Source organism: Rhizobium sp. Root491, assembly GCF_001427205.1.
Lineage (GTDB): Bacteria > Pseudomonadota > Alphaproteobacteria > Rhizobiales > Rhizobiaceae > Agrobacterium > Agrobacterium tumefaciens.
Genome location: NZ_LMFF01000002.1, coordinates 160,310 through 184,510 on the forward strand (window position 1 = coordinate 160,310; position 24,201 = coordinate 184,510).

A 24,201-nucleotide genomic window follows, 5' to 3' on the forward strand; every position below is an offset into this window, starting at 1 on the left:
TTTGCGTTGCAGACCGCATGAAAGGGGAGAATTCCATGTCAGTTTCTACACGCATCGCACCGCACCTGCCATATCTGCGCAGGTTCGCGCGTGCCGTTTGCGGCTCTCAATCCACTGGCGATGCCTATGTTGCAGCAACACTTGAAGCTCTGATCGCCGATATCAGCATCTTCCCGCCGACAAGCAACGATCGGGTTTCGCTTTATCAATTGTTCGTATCGATTTTTAGTTCCGTCACGATCAATATAAAGGCCGATGAAAACCTGTCAGGTTGGGAAAAGCGCGCTTCCGCCAACCTCTCTGCGGTACCAGCGCTCGCCCGCCAGGCTTTCCTTCTGACCACGGTCGAAGAGTTCACAGCTTCGGAAGCAGCAGAGGTTCTGAGGGTAACTGAAGCCCAGATCGGCCAGCTGATCGATGAGGCGGCCTCTGAAATCGCCCGCCAGGTTGCCACCGATATCATGATTATCGAGGACGAACCTCTGATCGCCATGGATATCGAGCAGATGGTCACCGATCTCGGCCATCGCGTTACGGGTATTGCCCGCACGCATGCGGAGGCGATCGATCTCTTCAACCGCACGCAGCCGAAGATGATCCTTGCCGACATCCAGCTTGCAGACGGCAGCTCCGGGCTCGATGCCATGAAGGAGATCCTTCAGATGACGTCTCTGCCGGTGATCTTCATTACAGCCTTCCCTGAGCGTCTTTTGACAGGTGAGCGGCCCGAGCCGACATTCCTCGTTACGAAGCCGTTCAACCCGGACATGGTGAAAGCGCTTATCAGCCAGGCCCTGTTTTTCAACGAAAGCTCTCGCGTCGCGGCGTGAAATTTGCCGAAACCGTAGACTGTCCGGGAACAACTACGGTACCCGGACGTTCGCGGTTACGGTCGTGAGGTGATCTCACGGCTTTTTGCAGGGAGATGAATTTGCATCGGCTGGCATGGCATAACGCGGAGAGGAACGAGAGCGAGCTACACGATTCGCTCGTCCTCGCTTTGCTCGATTCGGGCGAGACAGTCATGTTACAAGACTGGAACCGGGAGTATATATTCGTGGCCAATCTGCCGGATGTGTGGCGTCTGCCGACCGATAGCCATCCCACGGATGAAAATGTGTTTGGCACCGATCTTTCAGAGCGGCTTGCCGAACTCAAAAAAGATATGAATGTGGTGGGCAGTCGGGGCATGCTGGAAGTTAATGCCGGCAATGACCGGGTTTTCCAGTTCCAGATCCATTCCACCTTCAACCAGGCGAAGCAGGCGGTGATGAAAACCACTATTCGCGAGGTGACGGCGGAACGGCGGCGCGAGCAGCTTTTGCGCTCGCTGCTGCGCGAGGTCAGCCACCGTTCCAAGAACCTCCTGGCGATCATCCAGAGCCTTGCGGGCCAGACGGCCCGTTTCAGCCTCACCAAGGATGATTTTCTGCGCAAGTTTCGGGGCCGGTTACACGCTCTTGCCCAAAGTCAGGATCTCATCACGGATTCCGACTGGAGAGGTGCTCGCATATTCGAGCTTCTTCGCCAGCAATTCGATCTCTATGTGCCGGAATATCCTAATCTCATTCACATGGAAGGTGAAAACCTGCTGCTCAATCCGAATGGCGCGCTTTATATCGGTCTGGCTTTCCATGAGCTGGTCGTCAATACGGTCAGCCATAGCGGCAATCTCGCCTATCATCCGCCAATCTCGCTGCAATGCCGACAGGAAGGCGATTTTTGTATCGTTGAGTGGATCGAGCCGATCATGCCATCGAAAGAGCCGGCGCAGGCGAGGCGCGGCAGTTTCGGCAGCGTCGTGCTGGAAAAGGTCGTTCCATCCGCATTGGGCGGGAGTGCCGAATATCACCTCACGCCGGAGCGGATCGTCTACCGGCTTAAATTTCCTTCCGGGGACGTCACCGACATTTGAAATTTCGAAATAATGGCCCTCGGTTGGAGACCTGCCTCATAGGCAGCACTTCGGCCGTTTTTGCGAGAACGCAAAAAAAAGCACGGCCCATGAAAGAGCCGTGCTTTTTTATTATGACAGGTTTTCAGGGGTGAAACCTGTTTATTGTCAGCCAAGCGTCAGGCGGGGACGGGGGAATTGCTTGGCCTGCAGTAAAAATGCATCCGCCCTAATTCGGTTCCACTAAAACGTATTTTTTTTGTGGAGGGCGAAATTAGCTGCTTTTCGTCTGCTGGTACGGGGATCCAGCACGCCATTTTTCAAAGCGGGCCTGCCTGATCGGGTCGCTTGGGTATAAAATAGCGCATCGGCGCTTCAAGCGACCATTCGAACCCGGTTTCGCGATACTCCGTCACCACCTGTCCGCCGAATGCGCCTTCCGCATGCCTTTTGATGACCGTGGTACCAAAGCCCTTGCGGCTTGGTTCCGTCGCCGGTGGCCCGCCCGTTTCGGTCCAGACGATATAAATCATCTGACGTCCATCTTTTTCGAGCGGCTTCCAGCTCACCGTGATTTTTCCGAGCGCAACCGACAGGGCGCCGTATTTGATGGAGTTCGTCGTCAGCTCATGCACCACGAGCCCGAAATTTTGCGCCGCTTCCGGAGAAAGCATGAAATCGTCCCCAGACAGCTCGAAGCGTTCCGAAACGGTGCCGAAAACGTCGAGGTGGGTCTCGATCAGCTTACGGATCGGCAAGCCTTGCCATTGAACCTCCGCCAATGCCCGGATCGACATTCCGAGACCGCGCAGGCGGTGGTCCACCTCTTTCTGGAATTCCGGGATGCTTTTGTTTTCCCGCCCCAATTGCCGGATCATCGCCTGAACCAGCGTAAGAATATTCTTGGAGCGGTGAACCAGTTCGTGCAGCAGAAGTTGCAGCCGTTCTTCCGACTGGCTTCTGTCGAAGGAAGCATTGGAGAGCGCGACGGCGACCTGGTTGGCTTCCTTGATCTTGGTATCGACGGGCGCCACGATCTCGCCTTCACCGATGCGTTCAGCCATGAGCGTGAGATCGCGAATGGAACTGCGCAACTGCCGGCCGACCAGATAGGCGCCGCCGATGGCGATGAGCACGAGCATCGTGCTGCCGATCATCATTTGCCGCCACGTGTCGACCAATGCTGCCTGACTTGCGGCAAGTGGCCCCCACATCACAGTTCGCCATTGCCAGCCCGGCAATTGGGCATAGGCATAGAGGTTGCCCTTGTCGTCGAAGAAATTGCCGCTGAAGGCCTGCATTTCTGAAAGAATGGCGGGGCTGGCAAATGGCTTGCCCACTTCCACCCCATTCTGCGCACTGGAAACGACAACACGATTGTTACCGTCGATAATGGCGACCGCCCAGTTGCGCGGCAGGTTTTCCGTGGGAATGAGCCGGCTCAGGTCACTTGTATTCTGCGTCAGGATCAGGGCATCTCCGGCGGAACCCAGATTGGGGTCGAGCGGCAAGGTAACGTTGAACACCCATTCCTTGCTCGTCGCGCCGAAAAACATGTCCGAAACGGTGATCCGACGGGATTCGATTGCCTTGGCCAGATTGGCCTCGGCCGGCACCTTGCTGAGAGGCTGGCCAAATGACACCCGGGTATTGAGATACTGTTCGCCTTCCATGGTAGCCAGAATGGCGTACAGGCCCTCCCGTTTCAGGCTTTCGGCAACACGTCCCTGAAAAGCGGCAAGATTGCCATTCTCGAGTTCCGGGAATTGCGACAGCAGATTGAGGGAGGTGGCGATTTCCTGCAGGCGCCGATCGATGTTGCGGCTGACGACCCTGACATCCTCGATCGTCTCCCGTTGCAGGTCGTCGCGCTTTTCGCTTTCAAGGCGCAGCATCAAGTAGCCGCCGAAAAGGATAAGCGGCAGGGTGATGACGGTTGCCATCACCACCAGATAGGTGCCGATGGAGGCCGTCGGAAAAAAATTCGCACTGCGTCGACGTAAAGCCGAGAACGTGTTTTTCAGTTTTTTGCCGGGTTGAGGCATGCAAAAACTCCGGCAGTTACGGCATTGTTACGTCACGGATAATACCGCGCCATCTTCTTTTAGCAATGCCTGATTTTTTCGTTCGGGAGCCGCAAAATGTCGCAATCGCGTCTATGCGACTGAAAAAATCGGAACCATTTCAATGGTCAGCCCGTTTGCAAAGCGAACCGGTCATGGAGTGGAAAGCGAAACTCGTCACCGCCCGGCCAGTCGAAAACGATGAAAGGAAGGTACGAAAATGGCAAAGAAACTTACGATACTCGTCACCGCCGCCCTGATGGGCACGACGGCTTTCGCGCCGCTTGCCATCGCTCAGGGTACAACCCAGCCAGCACCGGCAAATCCGAGTGCTCAGACCGAACCGGCAACGCCTCCCGCCACCCCGATGGCGCCGGCGGCTCCTCTGGCCAATGATAGCGCGGCCGCGACGACGGGCGGTGCTTACATCACCCAGCAGGGCGAAACGCAGATCAGTGCCAATGATTACATCGGCAAGTCGGTTTATACCGCAGCCGACGAGAGCATCGGTAACGTCACCAACCTCATCATGGAAAAAGACGGCGGTCTCGTCGCAGCCGTGATTGGTGTCGGCGGTTTCCTCGGTATAGGTGCCAAGGATGTCGCGGTGCCTATGGACAAGGTAACGATGACCCGCAACACGCAGGACGGCACCATTCGCCTGACGACGACCGAAACGGCGGAAACGCTGAAGGCTGCTCCGGAATTCAAGACGCTGGAACAGCAGGCCAGCGAAAAGAGCGCGGCAACGCCTGCAGCTCCGGACAGCACCACCACGTCCGCCACCAAGCCCTGATCCCCTTACCTGGGAGGCAGGAGCGGGATCGACCTCAACAGGCGTCCCGCGAGAGACACCGGCCATTGGCCGGTGTCTTTTTGTTTTAAATTGCGTTCGCTCAGTCCCCGGCGTTGCGCGAGGAATGCCAAGCCCAGGCGGATTTGATGATATCAGACAGGGAATAACGCGGCTCCCAGCCCAACACCGCCTTTGCCTTGTCGTTATTGGCGACAAGGGTGGTGGAATCGCCATCGCGGCGGTCGGTATATTCCACCGGGAAGGGGCGGCCGGATACGTCCGAAATCGCAGCCAGCAACTCCTTCACAGTCGTGCCGGTGCCGGTGCCAAGGTTGAGTTCAACCGTTTCACCGCCCGCCAGCAGATAGTCCACTGCCCGCACATGGGCGTCGGCAAGATCGAGAATATGGATGTAGTCACGCACGCAGGTGCCGTCGCGGGTGTCATAATCCGTGCCGAACACCTTGAAGCCTTGACGCCGACCGAGTGCCGCCTCGATGGCGAGCGGGATTGCGTGGGTTTCCGGCTTGTGCCATTCGCCGATGCGGCCTTCGAAATCTGCACCTGCGGCGTTGAAATAGCGCAGCATCACCGAGCGCAGCCCCTTATAGGTGCTGTAATCCTTCAGCGCCTGCTCGACTACCCATTTGGTGCGGCCGTAGGGGTTGATCGGCGCCTGACGGTGCGTCTCGTCAATCGGCACCTGTTCCGGCAAACCGTAGGTGGCGCAGGTGGAGGAGAAAACAAATGCCGTGACCCCGGCATCGATGGCGGCAGACAGCAGGTTGAGCGAACCGATGACGTTGTTGTCGTAGAAGGCCACGGGTTGCTTTACCGATTCGCCGACTTCAATCAGCGCCGCAAAGTGGAGTACGGCCTCCGGCTGGTGCTTGGCGAAAACCTCGTCCAGCCGCGCGCGGTCGCGAATATCGCCCTGCTCGAAGGGTCCCCAGCGGACGAATTCCTCATGTCCATTGGACAGATTGTCGAAAACGACCGGTTCATATCCCCGCTCAGACAGGAGAAGGCAGGTATGCGAACCGATATAGCCGGCACCGCCGACGACAAGGACTTTCTTCTTCATCAATCGCCTTTCAGAAAAAAAACGGGACGTGCGGGAGACTGTATTTCACTTTGTTCAAATAAGGGCGGCGTGGCACTGAGCACCATCAACCAGTCTATCCATCGCGGGTAACATAAAAAAAACTGCGCATCCATGGTCTGGATGCGCAGCAGCAAATGAGAGTTTGACGAAGAGCCTTAAACGCGCCCGAAGGCGTGCCTATTTCTTTTTTCTGGTGTTGGCTCTGGTTGCCAGAAAGCCGGCAGCCATGGCAACGGCGAGCGTCGCGTAGGGGCGCGCCTGGATCGCCAGCGTCAGCAGCGATTGCAGCGCCAGAGGTGCTGCGGTCAAGGGAGCCGCCGTCAAGGATGCGACGGGTCGTCTTGCGGCATAGGCTCTCGGACGTTTGACGATCGCAAGCGCCACCAGCATGATGACACCAAGCAGAAACGCCGTACCGGCTACGACAAGCGCGGCCGGCCCCGCGCCGACATGCCTGGCCAGATAGATGGACCCCGCCACGACAGCCGCTACGAAGGCGATCAGGAAGAATATCCCGGTCAGCACCCAAAGGATTATCGTGGCGCGCAGGCGCCGCGTCACGACGCGTCCCTCACGCTGGGTGTCTCCCAAATAGACCAGCAATGCCTCAAGCATGATGCGGCCTTATCGACGTGTGAGGAGAGCGAGCACGAAACCGACACCAACGGCGATGCCGAGGGACTGCAGCGGGTTCTTCTGGACCTGATCCGTCAGATTGTCGTTCAGCGAGGAAATTTCGTTGCGAACGCTGTCGGCCATCTCGCCGGAAGCGGTCAGCGCGTCGTCGGCCACGCGGGCGGCCTGCGCCTTCAATTCATGCGAGGCTCCAACGCCCAGCGCCTTAACGCTCTTGGCAAGATTTGCCAGATCTTCGCGAAGTTGGGCAAGCTGTGCTGCCACATCGGCTGCATCGCCGTTTTCGAGGGATTGCTGGATCTTGTCGTTGACGCTGCTACGCACGCTTGCCATGGGTGAAGTCCTTCCTGGAACATCGTTGATGGAAATGGCGTCAGGTCAAAAAGACTGCCGCCGCGGATCAATGCCGACGCTTACGAACTTTCGTTGCGGCAGCCGTAAACCCGATTGTCCGCCATTCAAACGCGCCGATGCCCGCTTGGTTCCGCGGCTTGGCGAGTTTTCTCCCGCGGATTTTGCGGCGGGGGCAATTTTCCGGGAATTCGGTGCCGGACATTTGTTTTCCTGTAACAAGCATCATATAAGGCCCATCATCCAGACGGACCTTGACTTCAATCAATATGTGAAACGCCATGCTTCAGACGCCCTATTACCTCATCGACAAGACAAAACTTCTTCGCAACATGGAGAAGATTGCCTATGTGCGGGAAAAATCCGGCGCCAAGGCGCTTCTGGCGCTGAAGTGCTTTGCAACATGGTCCGTTTTCGATTTCATGTCGCAATATATGGACGGCACCACCTCGTCGTCGCTTTATGAAGTGCGTCTGGGCCGCGAGAAATTCAGTGGCGAAACCCACGCCTATTCCGTCGCTTATGCCGACTACGAAATCGACGAGGTGATTTCGAACGCGGACAAGATCATCTTCAATTCCATCAGCCAGCTTGAGCGCTTTGCAGAAAAGGCATCCGGTATCACCCGGGGTCTGCGCCTCAATCCGCAGGTCAGCTCTTCGAGCTTCGATCTTGCCGATCCCGCACGTCCCTTCAGCCGTCTCGGCGAATGGGATGTCGCCAAGGTCGACAAGGTCATGGACCGGATTTCTGGATTCATGATCCACAACAATTGCGAAAACGGCGATTTTTCGTTGTTCGACCGCATGTTGACGCAGATCGAAGAGAAATTCGGATCGCTCCTGTCGCGTGCGGAATGGGTCAGCCTCGGCGGCGGCATCCATTTTACCGGCGACAACTATCCGCTCGACCAGTTCTGCGATCGCCTGGCGGCCTTTTCGGAAAAATACGGCGTTCAGGTCTATCTTGAGCCCGGCGAAGCGTCGATCACCAAGAGCACGACGCTTGAAGTGACGGTTCTCGACACGCTGTTCAATGGCAAGAACCTCGCCATCGTCGACAGCTCCATCGAAGCGCATATGCTCGACCTCCTGATCTATCGCGAAACCGCCAAGGTTTTGCCGAACGAGGGCGAACATCCCTACATGGTCTGCGGTAAATCCTGCCTTGCGGGCGATATTTTCGGCGACTTCCGGTTCGACAAGGAGCTGAAGGTCGGTGATCGTATCTCCTTTGAGGATGCGGCCGGCTACACCATGGTCAAGAAGAACTGGTTCAATGGCGTGAAGATGCCGGCGATTGCCATCAAGGAACTCGACGGCAGCGTGCGTGCCGTTCGCGAATTCGACTTTGCCGATTTCGAGCAAAGCCTGTCTTAAACCCTGTTTTAACATGAAACGAAGCTGATCCCTGCGGGGAAAAGGAGGCATCACCTGAAATGAAGAAGAACGTTCTGATCATCGGCGCCGGTGGCGTAGCACAGGTCGTGGCGCATAAATGCGCCCAGAACAGCGATGTATTGGGAGACATTCATATTGCGTCACGGACTTTGGAAAAGTGCCGCAAGATTGTCGAGTCCGTACGCGAAAAGAAGAGCCTCAAGACAGATGTGAAACTTGAGGCCCATGCGCTTGACGCGATGGATATCGAGGCGACGAAAGCCTTGATTACGAAAACCGGCGTAGAGATCGTCATCAACGTCGGTTCGGCTTTCGTCAACATGTCCGTTCTTCGTGCCTGCATGGACACGGGTGTTGCTTATATGGATACGGCGATCCACGAGGATCCCACCAAGATTTGCGAGGCGCCGCCGTGGTACGGAAACTACGAGTGGAAGCGCGCTGCCGAATGCAAGGAAAAGGGCGTGACTGCACTGCTCGGCGTCGGTTTCGATCCCGGCGTGGTCAATGCCTATGCCCGCCTTGCCAAGGATGAATATTTCGACAAGGTCACCTCGGTCGATATCGTCGATATCAATGCCGGCAGCCATGGCCGCTGGTTCTCCACCAACTTCGATCCGGAAATCAACTTCCGCGAATTCACCGGAGTCGTCTATTCCTGGCAGAATGGCCAGTGGCAGACGAACCAGATGTTCGAGGTCGGCCAGGAATTCGATCTGCCGGTTGTCGGCAAGCAGAAGGCCTATATGACCGGCCATGACGAAGTGCATTCGCTATCCAAAAACATGGATGGCGCCGATGTGCGCTTCTGGATGGGCTTCGGCGATCACTACATCAACGTCTTTACCGTGCTGAAGAACCTCGGTCTTCTCTCCGAAAAGCCGGTCAAGACTGCCGAAGGTCTGGAAGTCGTGCCGTTGAAGGTGGTCAAGGCCGTATTGCCGGATCCGTCTTCGCTTGCACCCGATTATGTCGGCAAGACCTGCATCGGCGATGTCGTCAAGGGCATCAAGGATGGCAAGGAACGCGAAGTCTTCATCTACAACGTGGCCGACCACAAGGAAGCCTACGAAGAAGTTGGATCGCAGGGCATTTCCTACACCGCCGGCGTTCCTCCGGTCGCTGCCGCCATGCTGATTGCCACCGGCGAGTGGGATGTGAAGCAGATGGCCAATGTGGAAGAACTGCCACCGCAGCCTTTCCTGAACCTTCTGAACAAGATCGGTCTTCCAAGCCGTATCAAGGACGAAAACGGCGACCGCGCCCTGACGTTCTGATCCATCAAGACAATAAAAAGCCCCGCAAAAGCGGGGCTTTTTTTGTGATGAAGTTTGCCGGTTACTTGGCATCATCCTCGGCCTTAAGCCGAGGATTTACCGCACGGTACTGACCCGCGCCTCAGCCCTTTGCCGGCTTCGGTCCGCGCTTTTCGAAAGGCCGGTCCTTCTTGCCTTCGAATTTGGGCTTGTCGCCGAAGGTCTTTTTCTTTTTCCAGGGCTTGTCGTCGCCCTTGCGGTCGTCGGCTGCGCCGCCAGCATTATTGGGTTTGTTGAACTTCCGCTGGGCCGTGGCCGGGCGGGTGTCCTCACGAACACTGCCAGTCATTTCCGGCTTGCCTTCCAGCGCCTTCAGACGAATGCCCTTTTCAAGCATCATGTCCTTGCCGATGGCGGAGGTGAAACGATCGACGGCATCGGCCGCCAGTTCCACGAAGGTCTCCGTCTGCTGCATGCGGATGGCGCCGATATCCTGACGGGTGATCTTGCCGAAGCGGCAGAGCATGGGGATGAGCCAGCGGGGTTCGGCGCTCTGCTTGCGGCCCACCGAAAGCGAAAACCAAGCGCTGTCGGAAAAGTCGGAACGTTCGCGGCGCGGCGCGTCGTTTTCAGGGGTTTCGAAGCTGTCGCGGCGCGGTTTGCGGGTATTGTCCAGCGCGACTTCGGTGATGTCTTCCGGGGCGGAACGTCCGGCGTGATAAAGGCGCACGAAGGCGGCCGCTACTTTTTCCGCGCCATGCTGCTCGAGCAGCTGCTTGACGAAATCACGCTCGTCATCGGCCACGGCCTCGGTGAGAGCCGGATCGGCCAGGAGACGGGCACCGTCGCGTTCAACGATCTCTTCGACCGAAGGCGGGCGAACCCATGCTGCGCTGACCTTGGCACCTTCCAGAAGGCGTTCGGCCTTGCGGCGCTGGTTGACAGGCACCACGATGGCGCTGACGCCCTTTTGCCCGGCGCGGCCGGTACGGCCGGAACGGTGGAGAAGCGTTTCCGAATTGGTCGGCAGGTCGGCGTGGATAACGAGTTCGAGGCCAGGCAGGTCGATGCCGCGTGCAGCAACGTCAGTCGCCACGCAAACCCGGGCGCGACCGTCACGCATTGCCTGAAGCGCATGCGTGCGTTCGTTCTGGGTCAGTTCGCCTGACAGAGCCACGACGGAAAAGCCGCGATTGTTCAGACGGGCCGTCAGATGGTTCACGGCCGCACGGGTGGAGCAGAAAACGATGGCGTTGCGGGCTTCGTAAAAGCGCAGCGCATTGATGATGGCGTTTTCGCGGTCGGAGCCGGTCACCAGCAAGGCGCGGTATTCGATGTCCACATGCTGCTTCTGTTCTGAGGCGGTGGCGATGCGAACGGCGTTCTTCTGGTAGCTTTCGGCAAGCTTGGCGATGCTGCGCGGAACGGTGGCCGAGAACATCAGCGTGCGGCGGTTATCCGGCGATTCTTCCAGAATGAATTCCAGATCTTCGCGGAAGCCGAGATCGAGCATCTCGTCGGCCTCGTCCAGTACCACGGCGCGTAGCGACGACAGATCGAGCGCGCCGCGCTTGATGTGGTCGCAGAGGCGGCCGGGGGTGCCGACGATAATATGCGAGCCGCGCTCCAGTGCGCGTCGTTCGCTGCGGATATCCATGCCGCCAACACAGGACGCAATCGATACGCCGGCGAATTCATAAAGCCATTCCAGCTCGCGCTTGACCTGCATTGCCAGTTCGCGGGTTGGCGCAATGGCGAGTGCCAGCGGCGCGGAAGCCTGGCCGAAACGGGTGTTTTCCGACAGTAGCGTGGTCGCGAGCGCAATGCCGAAGGCAACTGTCTTGCCGGAGCCGGTCTGCGCGGAAACCAGCGCGTCCTTGTCGGCGAGTTCCGGCGAAAGCATGGCCTTCTGCACGGGGGTCAAATCTTTGTAGCCGCGTTTTTCCAACGCCTGCGCGATCGCCGGGGCGATACCCTGGGTGTCTGTCATCTACCGTCTTTCGGATATGAAGCTGCCTGCATCCGCCCGAAACCAATAGGTCCTAAAGTCTCCGGGGCAGCCGATGCAGGCCATTACGGCCATTTGGCCGGTTGCATTGCCGCGCTCCATACTGCGAATAGGCCCGTTTGTACAGTGCACTGCGGTACGCTCTTTCACAGCGCCGCATGCGGTTGCCTATTCTATCCCGACATCTTCTTTCGTCGGGGCTATAAAAAAAGGCGTACCGCATGGTTCATAAACGGCATTGCGTGCCCCCCGCCTTTTCGCTAAGAGACCCGCAACTTGAGGCTCTTTATCAAAAAAAGAGCCGACTGGGTTTGTTCTTGTCCGCACCTGAAAAACGGCTGGCGGAAAAAAGGGATGGTACTGGTCAAGGCTATGGCTCGCATTGTCATGAAATTCGGCGGCACGTCCGTCGCGAACCTCGAACGCATTCACAATGTCGCACGGCATGTGAAACGCGAAGTGGATGCCGGCCATGAAGTGGCCGTGGTCGTTTCCGCCATGTCCGGTAAAACCAACGAGTTGGTGGACTGGGTGCAGAATGCTGCGAAGGTGGCCGGCGCCAACGCCGCCTCCTTTTACGATGCACGCGAATATGACGCGGTCGTTGCATCCGGCGAGCAGGTGACATCGGGTCTTCTGGCGATCACGCTGCAATCCATGGGCATCAATGCGCGCTCATGGCAGGGCTGGCAGATTCCGATCCGCACAGACAATGCACATGGCGCCGCCCGCATTCTCGAGATTGACGGTTCGGATATCGTCCACCGCATGGGCGAGGGCCAGGTTGCCGTTGTTGCCGGTTTCCAGGGCATCGGCCCGGATAACCGCATTGCGACGCTCGGTCGCGGCGGTTCGGACACATCAGCCGTTGCCATCGCCGCCGCCGTCAAGGCGGACCGTTGCGATATCTATACCGATGTCGATGGCGTCTATACCACCGATCCGCGCATCGAGCCCAAGGCTCGCCGCATGAAGAAGATCGCTTTCGAGGAAATGCTCGAAATGGCGTCTCTCGGTGCGAAGGTTCTGCAGGTTCGCTCCGTCGAGCTTGCCATGGTACACAAGGTGCGCACCTTCGTTCGCTCCAGTTTCGAGGATCCCGATGCACCGGGCATGGGCGACCTCATCAACCCGCCCGGTACTTTGATTTGTGACGAGGAAGAAATCGTGGAACAGGAAGTCGTAACCGGCATCGCCTATGCCAAGGATGAAGCACAGATCTCGCTGCGCCGCGTGGCCGACCGTCCGGGCGTCTCCGCCGCGATCTTCGGGCCACTGGCCGAAGCGCATATCAATGTCGACATGATCGTGCAGAACATCTCCGAAGATGGGTCGCGCACCGACATGACCTTCACCGTTCCTTCGGGCGACGTTGCCAAGGCTCTGCGCGTTCTGGACGAGAACAAGGCCCAGATCGGCTTCGACGTTGCGCAGAACGAGACCGGCCTTGCCAAGGTTTCGGTCATCGGTATCGGCATGCGCAGCCATGCCGGCGTTGCTGCCAGCGCCTTCAAGGCGCTTGCCGAGAAGAACATCAACATCAAGGCCATCACCACCTCCGAGATCAAGATTTCGATCCTGATCGACGGTGCCTATGCCGAACTGGCCGTTCGCACTTTGCATTCTGCTTACGGTCTCGATAAGAACTAAGTTCGAGACATCGGTTCCCGATGCTCCGATTCTTCGGGGTTGCGTTCTTCCGATGTGGCGTTTCATGAAAGCGTGTCCCTTGCGGGACGCGCTTCTCGCGCTATAAATTTTTTAAATGACGTTTTGATTCTCGAATATTATGACATTCGGATCGGAAGCGTCGGGGAGCAAACGCGATGAGAGACCTTTCTGCAGGTCCGCGCGTCCTGCTAAAGCGGCTGCGCGAAATGATGGCGGAGCACCTTGAGCCGCAGGACCGTCTGGACCAGATCGTCCGTCAGATAGCCAGCAACATGGTGGCGGAGGTTTGCTCGGTCTACGTGCTGCGTTCCGACAGCGTGCTGGAGCTTTACGCCACCGAAGGTCTCAACAAGGATGCCGTGCATCTTGCCCAGCTGAAAATGGGGCAGGGTCTTGTCGGTACCATTGCCGCTTCCGCCCAACCTCTCAATCTTTCCGATGCGCAGGCGCATCCGGCTTTCCGCTATCTTCCTGAAACGGGTGAGGAAATTTATCATTCCTTCCTCGGCGTGCCGATTTTGCGCTCCGGTCGCACTCTTGGCGTTCTTGTGGTCCAGAACAAGGTCAGCCGAACATACCGGGAGGATGAAGTTGAAGCGCTCGAGACAACCGCGATGCTCATCGCTGAAATAGTGGCGAGCGGTGAATTGAAAAAAATCACCCGCCCCGGTGTGGAGCTGGACCTGACGCGTGCCGTTTCCATTGATGGCGATGCTTATGGCGAAGGCATCGGTCTTGGTCATGTCGTGCTGCACGACCCCCGAATCGTTGTCACCAATCTGCTGAATGAGGATGCCGATACCGAAATCCTGCGTCTTGCCGACGCCATCGGTTCGCTGCGCCTGTCGATCGACGACATGTTGCAGCGCCGCGACGTCCCGACCGAAGGCGAGCATCGCGAGGTTCTTGAGACCTACCGCATGTTCGCCCACGATCAGGGCTGGGTGCGGCGCATGGAAGAAGCTATCCGCAACGGCCTGACGGCGGAAGCTGCGGTCGAGAAAGTGCAGAGCGACACAAAGGCGCGCATGATGCGTCTGACCGATCCCTATCTTCGCGAGCGCATGCATGATTTCGACGATCTCGCCAACCGGCTGCTGCGCCAGCTGATCGGTTTCGGCGGTCGAAGCCCCGAGCATGATTTTCCGCTGGACGCCATCGTTCTGGCGCGTGCCATGGGTGCCGCCGAATTGCTGGATTACCCGCGTGAGAAATTGCGCGGCCTGGTGCTCGAAGACGGTGCGGTGACGAGCCACGTCGTGATCGTGGCGCGCGCCATGGGCATTCCGATCATCGGGCAGGCGACAGGCATCGTCGCCCTCGCTGAAAATAACGATCCCATCATTATCGACGGCGATGACGGCCAGGTGCATTTGCGCCCGATGTCGGATTTGCAGCGCGCCTATGAGGAAAAGGTGCGCCTGCGTGCCAAGCGCCAGGAGCAGTTCCGCGCGCTTCGTAATGTCGAGCCGATCACCAAGGATGGCCAGAAGGTCAACCTCAAGATGAATGCGGGCCTTCTCGTAGATCTGCCGCAGCTCGAGGAATCCGGCGCCGATGGCATCGGCCTGTTCCGCACCGAGCTGCAGTTCATGATCGCCTCCAACATGCCCAAGGGCGAGGAGCAGGAAGCGTTCTATCGGTCCGTCTTGCGGCAGGCCAAGGGCAAGAGCGTTACCTTCCGCACGCTGGATATTGGCGGCGACAAGGTCGTTTCCTATATGCGCGGCCAGGAAGAGGAAAACCCGGCGCTCGGCTGGCGGGCGATCCGCCTGTCGCTCGACCGCCCGGGTCTGATGCGCACGCAGATGCGCGCGCTTCTGCGTGCTGCCTCAGGTGCTGAACTACGCATGATGTTGCCGATGGTGACGGAGGTTTCCGAAATCCGCGCGGCGCGCGATCTGCTTCAGAAGGAAGTGCAGCATCTTTCGAAATTCAGCCATGCGCTTCCGAAAAAGCTGCAATTTGGTGCGATGCTGGAAGTACCTTCGCTGATGTGGCAGCTCGATGAGCTGATGCAGGAAGTGGATTTCGTCTCCGTCGGTTCGAACGACCTGTTCCAGTTTTCTATGGCGGTGGATCGCGGCAATGCAAGGGTTTCGGATCGTTTCGACAATCTTGGCAAGCCGTTCTTGCGCATTCTGCGTGATATCGTGCGCGCTGGCGAAAAGCACCACACCTCGGTCACGCTTTGCGGCGAAATGGCAAGCAAGCCACTTTCGGCCATGGCTTTGATCGGCCTTGGTTTCCGTTCGGTTTCCATGTCGCCGACGGCGATTGGCCCCGTCAAGGCCATGCTTCTCGGGCTTGATGCCGCGAGCCTTGCCGATGAGCTGAACGCTGCGCTCGACGATCATAATTCGCTGGAAAGCGCGCGCGAGGTGTTGTTACGCTTTGCCGCGACGCATTCCATTCCCATTTAAAAGACCTGTTTCATAATCGGAGTGACTGGTGGCGAAGCTTCCCGTCGAAAAAATGCGCGAGTTGGAAAGGCGTTTCGGAGAGATCGAAGCGCGGATGTCGGCTGGTCCGGCAGCGGATGTCTATGTGAAGCTGGCTTCGGAATATTCCGAACTTGAGCCGGTGGTGAAAAAAGTCCGCGAATACGAAAAGGCGGTCTCCGAGGCCGCCGATCTCCAGGCGCTGCTTGCCGACAAGACGACCGACAAGGACATGCGCGATCTGGCGGAAATGGAGCTGCCGGAGGTCGAGGCCCGAATCGGCGAGCTTGAGAAGGAAATGCAGGTCCTGCTGCTTCCCAAGGATGCGGCGGACGAAAAAAGCGCCATCCTCGAAATCCGCGCCGGCACGGGCGGATCCGAAGCGGCACTTTTCGCCGGCGATCTGTTTCGCATGTATGAGCGCTTCGCTTCAGCCAAGGGCTGGAAAGTTGAAGTTCTTTCCGCAAGCGAAGGCGAGGCGGGCGGTTACAAGGAAATCATCGCCACGATCAGCGGGCGAGGGGTGTTTTCCAAGCTGAAATTCGAATCCGGCGTGCACCGGGTGCAGCGCGTGCCGGAAACAGAAGCGAGCGGCCGCATCCACACCTCGGCAGCCACTGTTGCCGTGCTGCCGGAGGCGGAGGATATCGATGTGGAAATTCGCCCGGAAGACATTCGTATCGACACGATGCGCGCTTCGGGCGCAGGCGGCCAGCACGTCAATACCACTGACTCCGCCGTTCGCATCACCCATCTTCCGACGGGTTTGATCGTTACCAGTTCTGAAAAGTCGCAGCACCAGAACCGCGCCAAGGCCATGCAGGTTCTGCGTTCGCGTCTTTACGACATCGAGCGCCAGAAGGTGGAACGCGAGCGTTCAGCCGACCGCAAGAGCCAGGTCGGTTCCGGCGACCGTTCCGAGCGCATCCGCACTTACAATTTTCCGCAGGGGCGGGTCACTGATCACCGCATCAACCTGACCCTCTACAAGCTCGACCGGATGATCGAAGGCGAGATCGACGAGCTTGTCGACGCGCTGATTGCTGATTATCAGGCCGGTCAGCTTGCCCAGCTTGGCGAACAACAGCTTTGAGTGGCGGAGCTGACGGGACCATTTCGACCGAGCTTGCCGCAGCCCGCAAACGGCTGCAGGCGGCGGGCATCGCCGATCCGCTGATTGATGCGCGCCTGCTGGTTGCTGAAGTTACCGGTTTTTCACTGACCGATTTCGTGATGAAACCGGACCATCCCGTCACCCGGGAAGAAAGCGCCCGTATCGCCGCCATGGTCGAAAGGCGCGCAGACGGACAGCCAGTCCATCGTATTCTCGGCCACCGCGAATTTCACGGGCTCGATCTTCTTTTATCGACGGAGACGCTCGAACCCCGCCCGGATACGGAAGTTCTCGTCGATACGCTGTTGCCTGCGTTGAAAAAAATTGTTGCCGACAAGGGCAGTGTGCGCATTCTGGATCTGGGTACGGGCACGGGTGCGATCTGTCTGGCGCTTCTCAAGGAATGTCCGGAAGCAACTGGCGTCGGCAGCGACATCTCCGCCGATGCGCTGGAAACCGCAGCGAAAAACGCTGCCCGAAATGGTCTCGCCTCGCGTTTTGAAACCATGCGTAGCGACTGGTTCAAAAAAATCTCTGGCAGGTTTGACATAATTGTGTCGAATCCGCCTTATATAAGAAGTGACATCGTCACAACGCTAGACCGAGAGGTTCGCCATCACGATCCGATGGCGGCGCTGGACGGAGGTCAGGACGGCCTTGCACCGTACCGCCTCATCGCTGCCGACGCAGGCCGCTTTCTTGTGGAAAACGGGATTGTCGGTGTGGAGATCGGTTTCGATCAAAGGCTTGATGTTTCCGCTATATTTGCTTCCCACGGATTCTCTCTTCTCGACGCCGTGAAGGATTATGGCGGCAACGACAGAGTTTTGACCTTCCGGAGATAGTTGTTCGCGATACGTCTGCGGATTATTTGCAAGGATATTTTGCACAGCAAAAGAAAAGGCTTGGATTTCCGCATGAAGCGGGATAGTTTGCCGCCACATGCCGGGTGGCTGAGGACGAATTTAGATTCGTCAGGGTATGGGTCAGTCCCGAAGCGGGTTCTTTTGAGAACCCTGAAGGCTGGGCGTTTCCGGCATGTGAATCAGTAAACTTTGTTCGCAGGTGGCTCGTTGCAGCATTTTGCGCGACCGGTCGTCATACGCGGGGTCTTGTCTGGGGTTATCTCCAGCAGGGCGCGTAATGGAGCAATTTCAGGAAAAGTTTCCAGCGGTTTTCCGCCCGGAATTGCATGAAAATAACCAGATTGTCAGCAAAACAGAATTCAGGTGAGCAATTGATGAGGCCAGGACAGCAAAACAAGCGCGGCCGGGGGCGTGGAAGCAACAACAACAATAACAATGGTGGCGGTAACAACAACAACTTCAACCGCAAGGGCGGTAACCCGCTTACCAGGACTTATGACAGCTCCGGTCCCGATGTTAAAATTCGTGGCACAGCCCAGCACATAGCGGAAAAATACGCCACCCTTGCGCGGGACGCGCAGAGTGCTGGCGACCGTGTGATCGCTGAAAACTATCTGCAGCACGCTGAACACTACAATCGTATCATCGCCACCGCTCAGGCCCAGATGCAGGAGCGTTTCCAGCGCGACGACCGTGGCGAATACAATGCTTCGGATGCCGACGATATGGATATGAACGACGGTGACGATGGTGCACCGCAGCAGCAGTTCGAACAGCCGGAACGGGTTCAGCAGCCGGAGCGCCAGGAACGGCAGGAGCGCACCGAGCGTTCCGAGCCGCGTCAGGAACGTCGTGAGCGCCCGGACCGCCGTGAACGGCAGGAGCGCCAGCCGCGCCAGCCGCAGGCTTCGGACGAACGGCAGCAGCCGGTATACGACGCCAGCCAGGCGCCTCAGCCCGTCATCGAAGGCACGCCTATGGAAGTGGCCGTCGAGGAACAGCAGCAACAGACGGAAGCGCCAGCGACTGAACGCGCACCAAAGGCCCGCCGCGCCACTGGCCCACGCCCGCGTCGCCCGCGCCGCGCCGCAACCGCGGAAGGTGCTGAGGGTGCCGAAGGCGGAGATACGCCAGCCGGTGATGAGGCAACACCTGCCACGCTCGAAAACGCTGCTGAATAAGCAGGGTTTTCAAAATACCACGCGATTGAAAAAACTCCGGCTTGCCGGAGTTTTTTTGTTTTTGGGGTCGGGTGTAAAAGCTTGGGCGCTTTTCGAAGGGGGCAATCGCGGCAAACAGTCGTGACGCTTATCAAGTCCGGCTAAAATTTCCCCGGCAGTCGTTTTCCTCCCCTTTAAACCGATGAAAATGCCTCCCATATTCGTGCGGTAAGGACGGATGCCGTATGCAGCGGTAACCGTCCATCAAGAGGCGGCAATCGTGAAATCTGTAAAACGCGACTGCCGTAGCGGGGCTTGCCTTTGAGGGAGCCTCAACCCAAACACCCGGATCCGTGCCGAAAGCGGGCGGGCCGGTATATGGAGGTTCGACTATGAATATTGAAAAATACTCCGAGCGCGTTCGCGGCTTTCTGCAATCGGCGCAGACGTTTGCGCTTGCGGAAAATCACCAGCAGTTTTCTGCCGAACATGTGCTGAAAGTTCTGCTTGATGACGAGCAGGGCATGGCAGCATCGCTGATCGAGCGGGCTGGCGGCGACGCCAAGGAAGTGCGCTTGGCCAACGATGCGGCACTGGCGAAATTGCCCAAGGTTTCCGGCGGCAATGGCGGCCTTTCCCTCACGGCTCCACTTGCGAAAGTGTTCTCGACTGCGGAAGAACTCGCCAAGAAGGCTGGTGACAGTTTCGTCACCGTCGAGCGTCTTTTGCAGGCGCTGGCGATCGAAAACTCTGCTTCCACCTCGGCGTCCCTGAAAAAGGGCGGCGTGACGGCGCAGGCGCTTAATCAGGTCATCAATGAAATCCGCAAGGGCCGCACGGCTGACAGCGCCAATGCCGAACAGGGCTTCGACGCGCTGAAGAAGTTCGCGCGCGACCTGACGGAGGAAGCCCGCGAAGGCAGGCTCGACCCGGTGATTGGCCGTGATGATGAAATCCGCCGGACCATTCAGGTGCTTTCACGCCGCACCAAGAACAATCCCGTGCTGATCGGTGAACCCGGCGTCGGTAAAACGGCGATTGCCGAAGGTCTTGCGCTGCGCATCGTCAATGGCGATGTGCCCGAAAGCCTTAAAGACAAGAAGCTTATGGCGCTGGATATGGGTGCGCTGATCGCTGGCGCGAAGTATCGTGGCGAGTTCGAGGAGCGTCTGAAGGCGGTACTGAACGAAGTGCAGGCGGAAAATGGCGGCATTATCCTGTTCATCGACGAGATGCACACGCTGGTCGGTGCCGGCAAGGCCGATGGCGCCATGGATGCGTCCAATCTGCTGAAGCCCGCTCTTGCCCGAGGTGAACTGCACTGCGTTGGCGCCACCACGCTGGATGAATATCGCAAGCACGTGGAAAAGGATCCGGCCCTTGCCCGTCGTTTCCAGCCGGTGCTCGTAGATGAGCCGACCGTTGAGGACACGATCTCGATCCTTCGCGGCCTGAAGGAAAAATACGAACAGCACCACAAGGTCCGCATTTCGGATTCGGCCCTGGTTGCAGCTGCAACGCTTTCCAACCGCTACATTACCGACCGGTTCCTGCCCGACAAGGCAATCGACCTGATGGACGAAGCCGCTTCGCGCCTTCGCATGCAGGTGGATTCCAAGCCGGAAGAACTGGACGAACTGGATCGCCGGATCATTCAGCTCAAGATCGAACGCGAAGCCTTGAAGCAGGAGACGGATCAGTCATCCGTCGACCGCCTGAAGAAGCTCGAGGACGAACTGGCCGACACCGAAGAAAAGGCTGATGCCCTGACGGCCCGCTGGCAGGCGGAAAAGCAGAAGCTGGGCCATGCCGCAGACCTCAAGAAGCGGCTGGACGATGCCCGCAACGAACTGGCAAGTGCGCAGCGTAACGGCCAGTTCCAGCGCGCCGGTGAATTGACCTATGGCATCATTCCGGGCCTCGAAAAGGAGCTGGCTGCAGCGGAAGCGCGTGACAGCAGCGGTGCTGGCTCGATGGTCCAGGAAGTGGTGACGGCGGACAATATCGCCCACATCGTTTCCCGCTGGACAGGTATTCCTGTCGACAAGATGCTGGAAGGCCAGCGCGAGAAGCTGCTGCGCATGGAAGACGATCTTGCCAAGTCCGTGGTCGGACAGGGCGAGGCCGTGCAGGCCGTTTCCAAGGCGGTTCGCCGTTCGCGCGCGGGTCTTCAGGATCCGAACCGGCCGATCGGCTCGTTCATTTTCCTCGGCCCGACGGGCGTGGGCAAGACCGAGCTGACCAAGTCGCTCGCCCGGTTCCTGTTCGACGACGAGACCGCGATGGTTCGCCTCGACATGTCGGAATTCATGGAGAAACACTCCGTTGCCCGGCTTATCGGTGCGCCTCCCGGCTATGTCGGTTACGAAGAGGGCGGTGCGTTGACGGAAGCGGTTCGCCGTCGGCCCTATCAGGTCGTGCTGTTTGACGAGATCGAGAAAGCGCATCCGGACGTGTTCAACGTCCTGTTGCAGGTGCTGGACGATGGCCGTCTGACCGATGGCCAGGGCCGCACCGTCGATTTCAAGAACACCATCATCATCATGACTTCGAACCTCGGTTCGGAATTCATGGCGCAGATGGGCGATAACGACGATGTGGATTCGGTTCGTGACCTGGTGATGGAGCGTGTCCGGTCGCATTTCCGGCCGGAATTCCTCAACCGTATCGACGATATCATCCTCTTCCATCGCCTGCGGCGCGACGAGATGGGTGCGATCGTGGAGATCCAGCTCAAGCGCCTCATCTCGCTTCTGGGGGATCGCAAGATCACGCTCGAACTGGATGAGGATGCCCGCAACTGGCTTGCCAATAAGGGTTACGATCCGGCCTACGGCGCACGTCCGCTGAAGCGTGTGATCCAGAAGACCGTTCAGGACAGGCTCGCCGAAATGATTCTCGGCGGCGAGATCCCGGACGGATCGCAGGTCAAGGTGACCTCTGGCACCGACCGGCTGCTTTTCAAGGTCAAGCCCCCAAAGGGTGAGGCCGAGACTGAAACCGCCGATGCGGCATAAAACGAAAGGGCTCCGGTAACGGAGCCCTTTTTCGTATAGCGGTCCCTCTGGTCACGAGGCCCGGCGGACTAGCGGCTCGCCACCTGATTGGGTTTTTCTTCGATGTTGAGTAGATTGTCGATCCGCTTTCTCTCGTCGGAGAACCGCGCGAGCGCGACGCCGGAAAGCGATTTGCCGCCTGGCAGACGTACTTTCATCGCGTCCACTTTCGTGCCGTTAACGATCAGCTCGTAATGCAGATGCGCGCCGGTCGAGAGGCCGGTCGAACCGACATAACCGATTACCTGGCCCTGCCGGACCTTTGAACCCTCGGTGACACCCTTGGCGATGGCGCTCTGGTGGTTATAGGAGGAGACGTAGCCATTGGCGTGGCGGATCAGGGTCTGGTTGCCGTAACCGGAGGCCCAGCCGGCCTTTTCGACAGTGCCGTTGCCTGTCGCGATGATCGGCGTGCCGCGGGCTGCCGCCCAGTCGGTGCCGGTATGCATGCGGCTGAATTTCAAAACCGGGTGGCGGCGCATGCCGAAACCTGATGTCATGCGGCCATTCGGAACCGGATTGCGCAACAGGAACTGCCGGATGCTCTTACCGTTCTCGTCGAAATAGTCGATGCTGTTATCGTCCGGGTTCTGGAACCGGTAAAACCGCGTCTCGTTATCGCCGAACTTGGCGTTGACGTAGAGCAGTTCAGACTTGTCCGTCGCCTTGCCATCTGCATCTTCCACGGAGAAGAAGGCCTCCAGCGTATCTGCCGGTTTCAACTGCGCCTGAAAATCGACGCTGCTGGCCAAAAGCTTTATGAGCTGGGAGACCATGCCCTGATTCATGCCATAGGCCAGAGCCGCCCGGTAAACGCCATCGTAGACGCTGGGCAGATCGCGGCCGGCGGCCGGTGCCGGAGTGCTGTCAAAGGCCGTCGCCACCGCGTCGAGCTTCGGCGGTTCGCTGGCCTTGATGAAATTCTTGCGGTCGTCCACGGCCATGGTGACCATGTGGCGACCCTTGCGGTAAAGGCTTACGCGTACGATGTCGCTTTTGTCGTCTTCCTGAATAATGCCGACGCGGAGCACATCGCCGCTTTCGACATTGTTCGACTGGAGTTGCGGTGACAACAGGCCAGCGATTTCGGAGGATTGCGCCTTCGAATAACCCGCGCCGAATAAAGCGGCTTCGATGGTTTCGGTCTGGCGGGCAGGGATAACGTCGTCGGCATATTCCTTGACCGGAACCGAGGGCGATTGAGGGGTCGAAACCGACATATTCTGTTCGACGACACGGGCGGCAAGACCGGCGGTGATATCGACATCACCCTCATCATTATCGAAACGACGGGGGTCAATGTAATAGAGCGCTGCAAGCTGCTCGTTACCATCTGTCAGGATCGAGCCGTTCGAGCGCACTGCCTCCTCCACCTCGTCGAAGCTCAGGGAGCCGGCGAAGGGATACTTGGAGTGCTGGATAGGAAAGGCGACCGTTTTCAGGCTGACTTCGGATTCGACCTCGGAGCCGTAGATTGTGCCCGTTCGGCTCGGCGCCGGCGCCGGGGCGTCCTTGTCGTCACCGCTTGCGAAAATGTTCAGGGGATCGAAGGCGGGATAATCGTCCTGTTTGGCGTAGTTGGACGCCAGCGGAATTTTGACGTGTGAGAAGGGAACCTTGCGGACCACTTCCTTGTCGCCCTCGTTGATAACGGTGGAGACTTCCATGATCGAGCGGTCCGAGGGCCGGGCCGCAATATTGGGCGCAACGAGGCGTGTGCCGCGGCGTGCCGCTTCCGCGGTATTGTTGCCCATATCCGCCTTGGCGAAGGCCTCGGCCGGAATGGCAAGCTGCTGGCGGCCATCGAGAGCTGCAAACAGCGCAACACCCATCAATATGGAAGAGGTAATGCCGGTAAGGAACGTGCCGGAAAGCCATCTGAGCGAAATCTCACGGCGATCGGGTGCACGGCGCCCTTCCGCCAGAATTGGCGGTTCCGTGCCTAGCGACCGGATCACGTTGCGATCCGCAGTCATACTAGCTGTGCCCCGTCGGTCATGCGCTCTCCAGAAACTTCAGGCGAAGGTGTGCAACTTTCAAAGCCGTGAGTCAAATTGATCGGCACCCTCTAGAGATATGCCGGCAACAGGCTCGCGCGCGTGCCCGCATTAACGTTTTTGTTGGCAAAGCAATTAGCGAGGAGTCGGGCCAAAACAAGGCGCAGCACCATTCATATGGGTTAAGGCGGCATTCCCTTGTTGAAAATCGGTCCGTTGGCGGAGGCCAATGGGAGGTGCAATCCCGAAAAATCAAAACTCTCCTTTAAAATCAATACTTTGAATGTTTTTTTTAGAATTTGTATTTTGGTGTGTTGACTTGTTTGAGGGTGATCTCTTATAAGTCCGCTCACTGAACGAGGGCGGCGGCGCTGCTGGCGACGAAGT

Annotated in this window: 19 protein-coding genes; 11 read left to right on the forward strand and 8 right to left on the reverse strand. The window is 58.2% G+C overall.

All coding sequences use genetic code 11. From position 1 onward, the window contains the following. Positions 1 to 35: 35 nt before the first annotated feature. Positions 36 to 830, forward strand: coding sequence for a response regulator (locus ASD46_RS07550; RefSeq protein WP_004432063.1), 795 nt, complete (start codon positions 36 to 38; stop codon positions 828 to 830). 95 nt (positions 831 to 925) lie between these two features. Then, entirely contained in the window at positions 926 to 1,915 is a 990-nt protein-coding gene (locus ASD46_RS07555; protein ID WP_035252645.1) for a sensor histidine kinase, read from the forward strand. 299 nt (positions 1,916 to 2,214) lie between these two features. Here ASD46_RS07555 and ASD46_RS07560 read toward each other — a convergent pair whose 3' ends face one another. Beyond that, positions 2,215 to 3,939: a sensor histidine kinase gene (locus ASD46_RS07560; RefSeq protein ID WP_004432069.1), complete on the reverse strand. Its 1,725-nt coding sequence runs from the start codon at positions 3,937 to 3,939 to the stop codon at positions 2,215 to 2,217. Between the two features lie 238 nt (positions 3,940 to 4,177). Here ASD46_RS07560 and ASD46_RS07565 point away from each other — a divergent pair, with 238 nt between their 5' ends. Further along, positions 4,178 to 4,753, forward strand: a complete 576-nt coding sequence (locus ASD46_RS07565; RefSeq protein WP_004432071.1) for a PRC-barrel domain-containing protein — start codon at positions 4,178 to 4,180, stop codon at positions 4,751 to 4,753. Between the two features lie 100 nt (positions 4,754 to 4,853). On the opposite strand, the gene galE is transcribed toward ASD46_RS07565, so the two are convergent. The 4 genes from galE to ASD46_RS07585 form a co-directional block, all read right to left on the reverse strand. Continuing rightward, on the reverse strand, positions 4,854 to 5,837 hold the full coding sequence (gene galE / locus ASD46_RS07570; protein WP_004432073.1) for a UDP-glucose 4-epimerase GalE: 984 nt from the start codon (positions 5,835 to 5,837) through the stop codon (positions 4,854 to 4,856). A 198-nt stretch (positions 5,838 to 6,035) separates the two neighbouring features. Beyond that, positions 6,036 to 6,473 (reverse strand): hypothetical protein, encoded by a 438-nt coding sequence (locus tag ASD46_RS07575; protein ID WP_004432075.1) that lies wholly within the window; start codon positions 6,471 to 6,473, stop codon positions 6,036 to 6,038. Positions 6,474 to 6,482: 9 nt separating this feature from the next. Beyond that, complete coding sequence (locus ASD46_RS07580; RefSeq protein ID WP_004432077.1) at positions 6,483 to 6,827, reverse strand: DUF883 family protein; 345 nt, start codon at positions 6,825 to 6,827, stop codon at positions 6,483 to 6,485. Between the two features lie 67 nt (positions 6,828 to 6,894). Next, positions 6,895 to 7,128 carry a hypothetical protein gene (locus ASD46_RS07585; RefSeq protein WP_004432079.1) on the reverse strand — a complete coding sequence of 78 codons (234 nt, stop codon included), beginning with the start codon at positions 7,126 to 7,128 and terminating at the stop codon, positions 6,895 to 6,897. Here ASD46_RS07585 and nspC point away from each other — a divergent pair. Both nspC and ASD46_RS07595 read left to right on the forward strand, forming a co-directional pair. Continuing rightward, complete coding sequence (nspC, locus tag ASD46_RS07590) at positions 7,127 to 8,224, forward strand: carboxynorspermidine decarboxylase (RefSeq protein WP_013762135.1); 1,098 nt, start codon at positions 7,127 to 7,129, stop codon at positions 8,222 to 8,224. The genes ASD46_RS07585 and nspC overlap by 2 nt on opposite strands. 59 nt (positions 8,225 to 8,283) lie before the next feature. Next, positions 8,284 to 9,522 (forward strand): saccharopine dehydrogenase family protein, encoded by a 1,239-nt coding sequence (locus ASD46_RS07595; RefSeq protein WP_013762136.1) that lies wholly within the window; start codon positions 8,284 to 8,286, stop codon positions 9,520 to 9,522. A gap of 121 nt (positions 9,523 to 9,643) precedes the next feature. On the opposite strand, the gene ASD46_RS07600 is transcribed toward ASD46_RS07595, so the two are convergent. Continuing rightward, positions 9,644 to 11,491: a DEAD/DEAH box helicase gene (locus ASD46_RS07600; RefSeq protein ID WP_060641921.1), complete on the reverse strand. Its 1,848-nt coding sequence runs from the start codon at positions 11,489 to 11,491 to the stop codon at positions 9,644 to 9,646. 390 nt (positions 11,492 to 11,881) lie between these two features. Between ASD46_RS07600 and ASD46_RS07605 the strand changes: the two genes are divergently transcribed. From ASD46_RS07605 to clpB, 6 genes are all read left to right on the forward strand, one after another. Then, complete coding sequence (locus ASD46_RS07605; RefSeq protein WP_004432098.1) at positions 11,882 to 13,159, forward strand: aspartate kinase; 1,278 nt, start codon at positions 11,882 to 11,884, stop codon at positions 13,157 to 13,159. Between the two features lie 176 nt (positions 13,160 to 13,335). After that, the gene (gene ptsP, locus ASD46_RS07610; protein WP_004432101.1) at positions 13,336 to 15,603 is read left to right on the forward strand and encodes a phosphoenolpyruvate--protein phosphotransferase; all 2,268 of its coding nucleotides are present in this window, start codon (positions 13,336 to 13,338) and stop codon (positions 15,601 to 15,603) included. Positions 15,604 to 15,631: 28 nt separating this feature from the next. Further along, positions 15,632 to 16,714 carry a peptide chain release factor 1 gene (prfA, locus tag ASD46_RS07615; RefSeq protein WP_060641922.1) on the forward strand — a complete coding sequence of 361 codons (1,083 nt, stop codon included), beginning with the start codon at positions 15,632 to 15,634 and terminating at the stop codon, positions 16,712 to 16,714. Further along, positions 16,711 to 17,580 (forward strand): peptide chain release factor N(5)-glutamine methyltransferase, encoded by an 870-nt coding sequence (gene prmC / locus ASD46_RS07620; RefSeq protein WP_060641923.1) that lies wholly within the window; start codon positions 16,711 to 16,713, stop codon positions 17,578 to 17,580. Before prfA ends, prmC begins: the two co-directional genes overlap by 4 nt. Before the next feature lie 395 nt (positions 17,581 to 17,975). Next, a complete protein-coding gene (locus ASD46_RS07625; RefSeq protein ID WP_004432110.1) occupies positions 17,976 to 18,782 on the forward strand; it encodes a DUF4167 domain-containing protein in 807 nt (268 codons plus the stop codon). A gap of 371 nt (positions 18,783 to 19,153) precedes the next feature. Continuing rightward, the gene (gene clpB / locus ASD46_RS07630; RefSeq protein WP_060641924.1) at positions 19,154 to 21,778 is read left to right on the forward strand and encodes an ATP-dependent chaperone ClpB; all 2,625 of its coding nucleotides are present in this window, start codon (positions 19,154 to 19,156) and stop codon (positions 21,776 to 21,778) included. 68 nt (positions 21,779 to 21,846) lie between these two features. Here clpB and ASD46_RS07635 read toward each other — a convergent pair whose 3' ends face one another. After that, positions 21,847 to 23,793, reverse strand: coding sequence for a M23 family metallopeptidase (locus ASD46_RS07635; RefSeq protein WP_013762143.1), 1,947 nt, complete (start codon positions 23,791 to 23,793; stop codon positions 21,847 to 21,849). Positions 23,794 to 23,996: 203 nt separating this feature from the next. After that, positions 23,997 to 24,201 (reverse strand): hypothetical protein (locus ASD46_RS27580; RefSeq protein WP_210173796.1); only part of this gene is annotated, 205 nt, incomplete at its 5' end.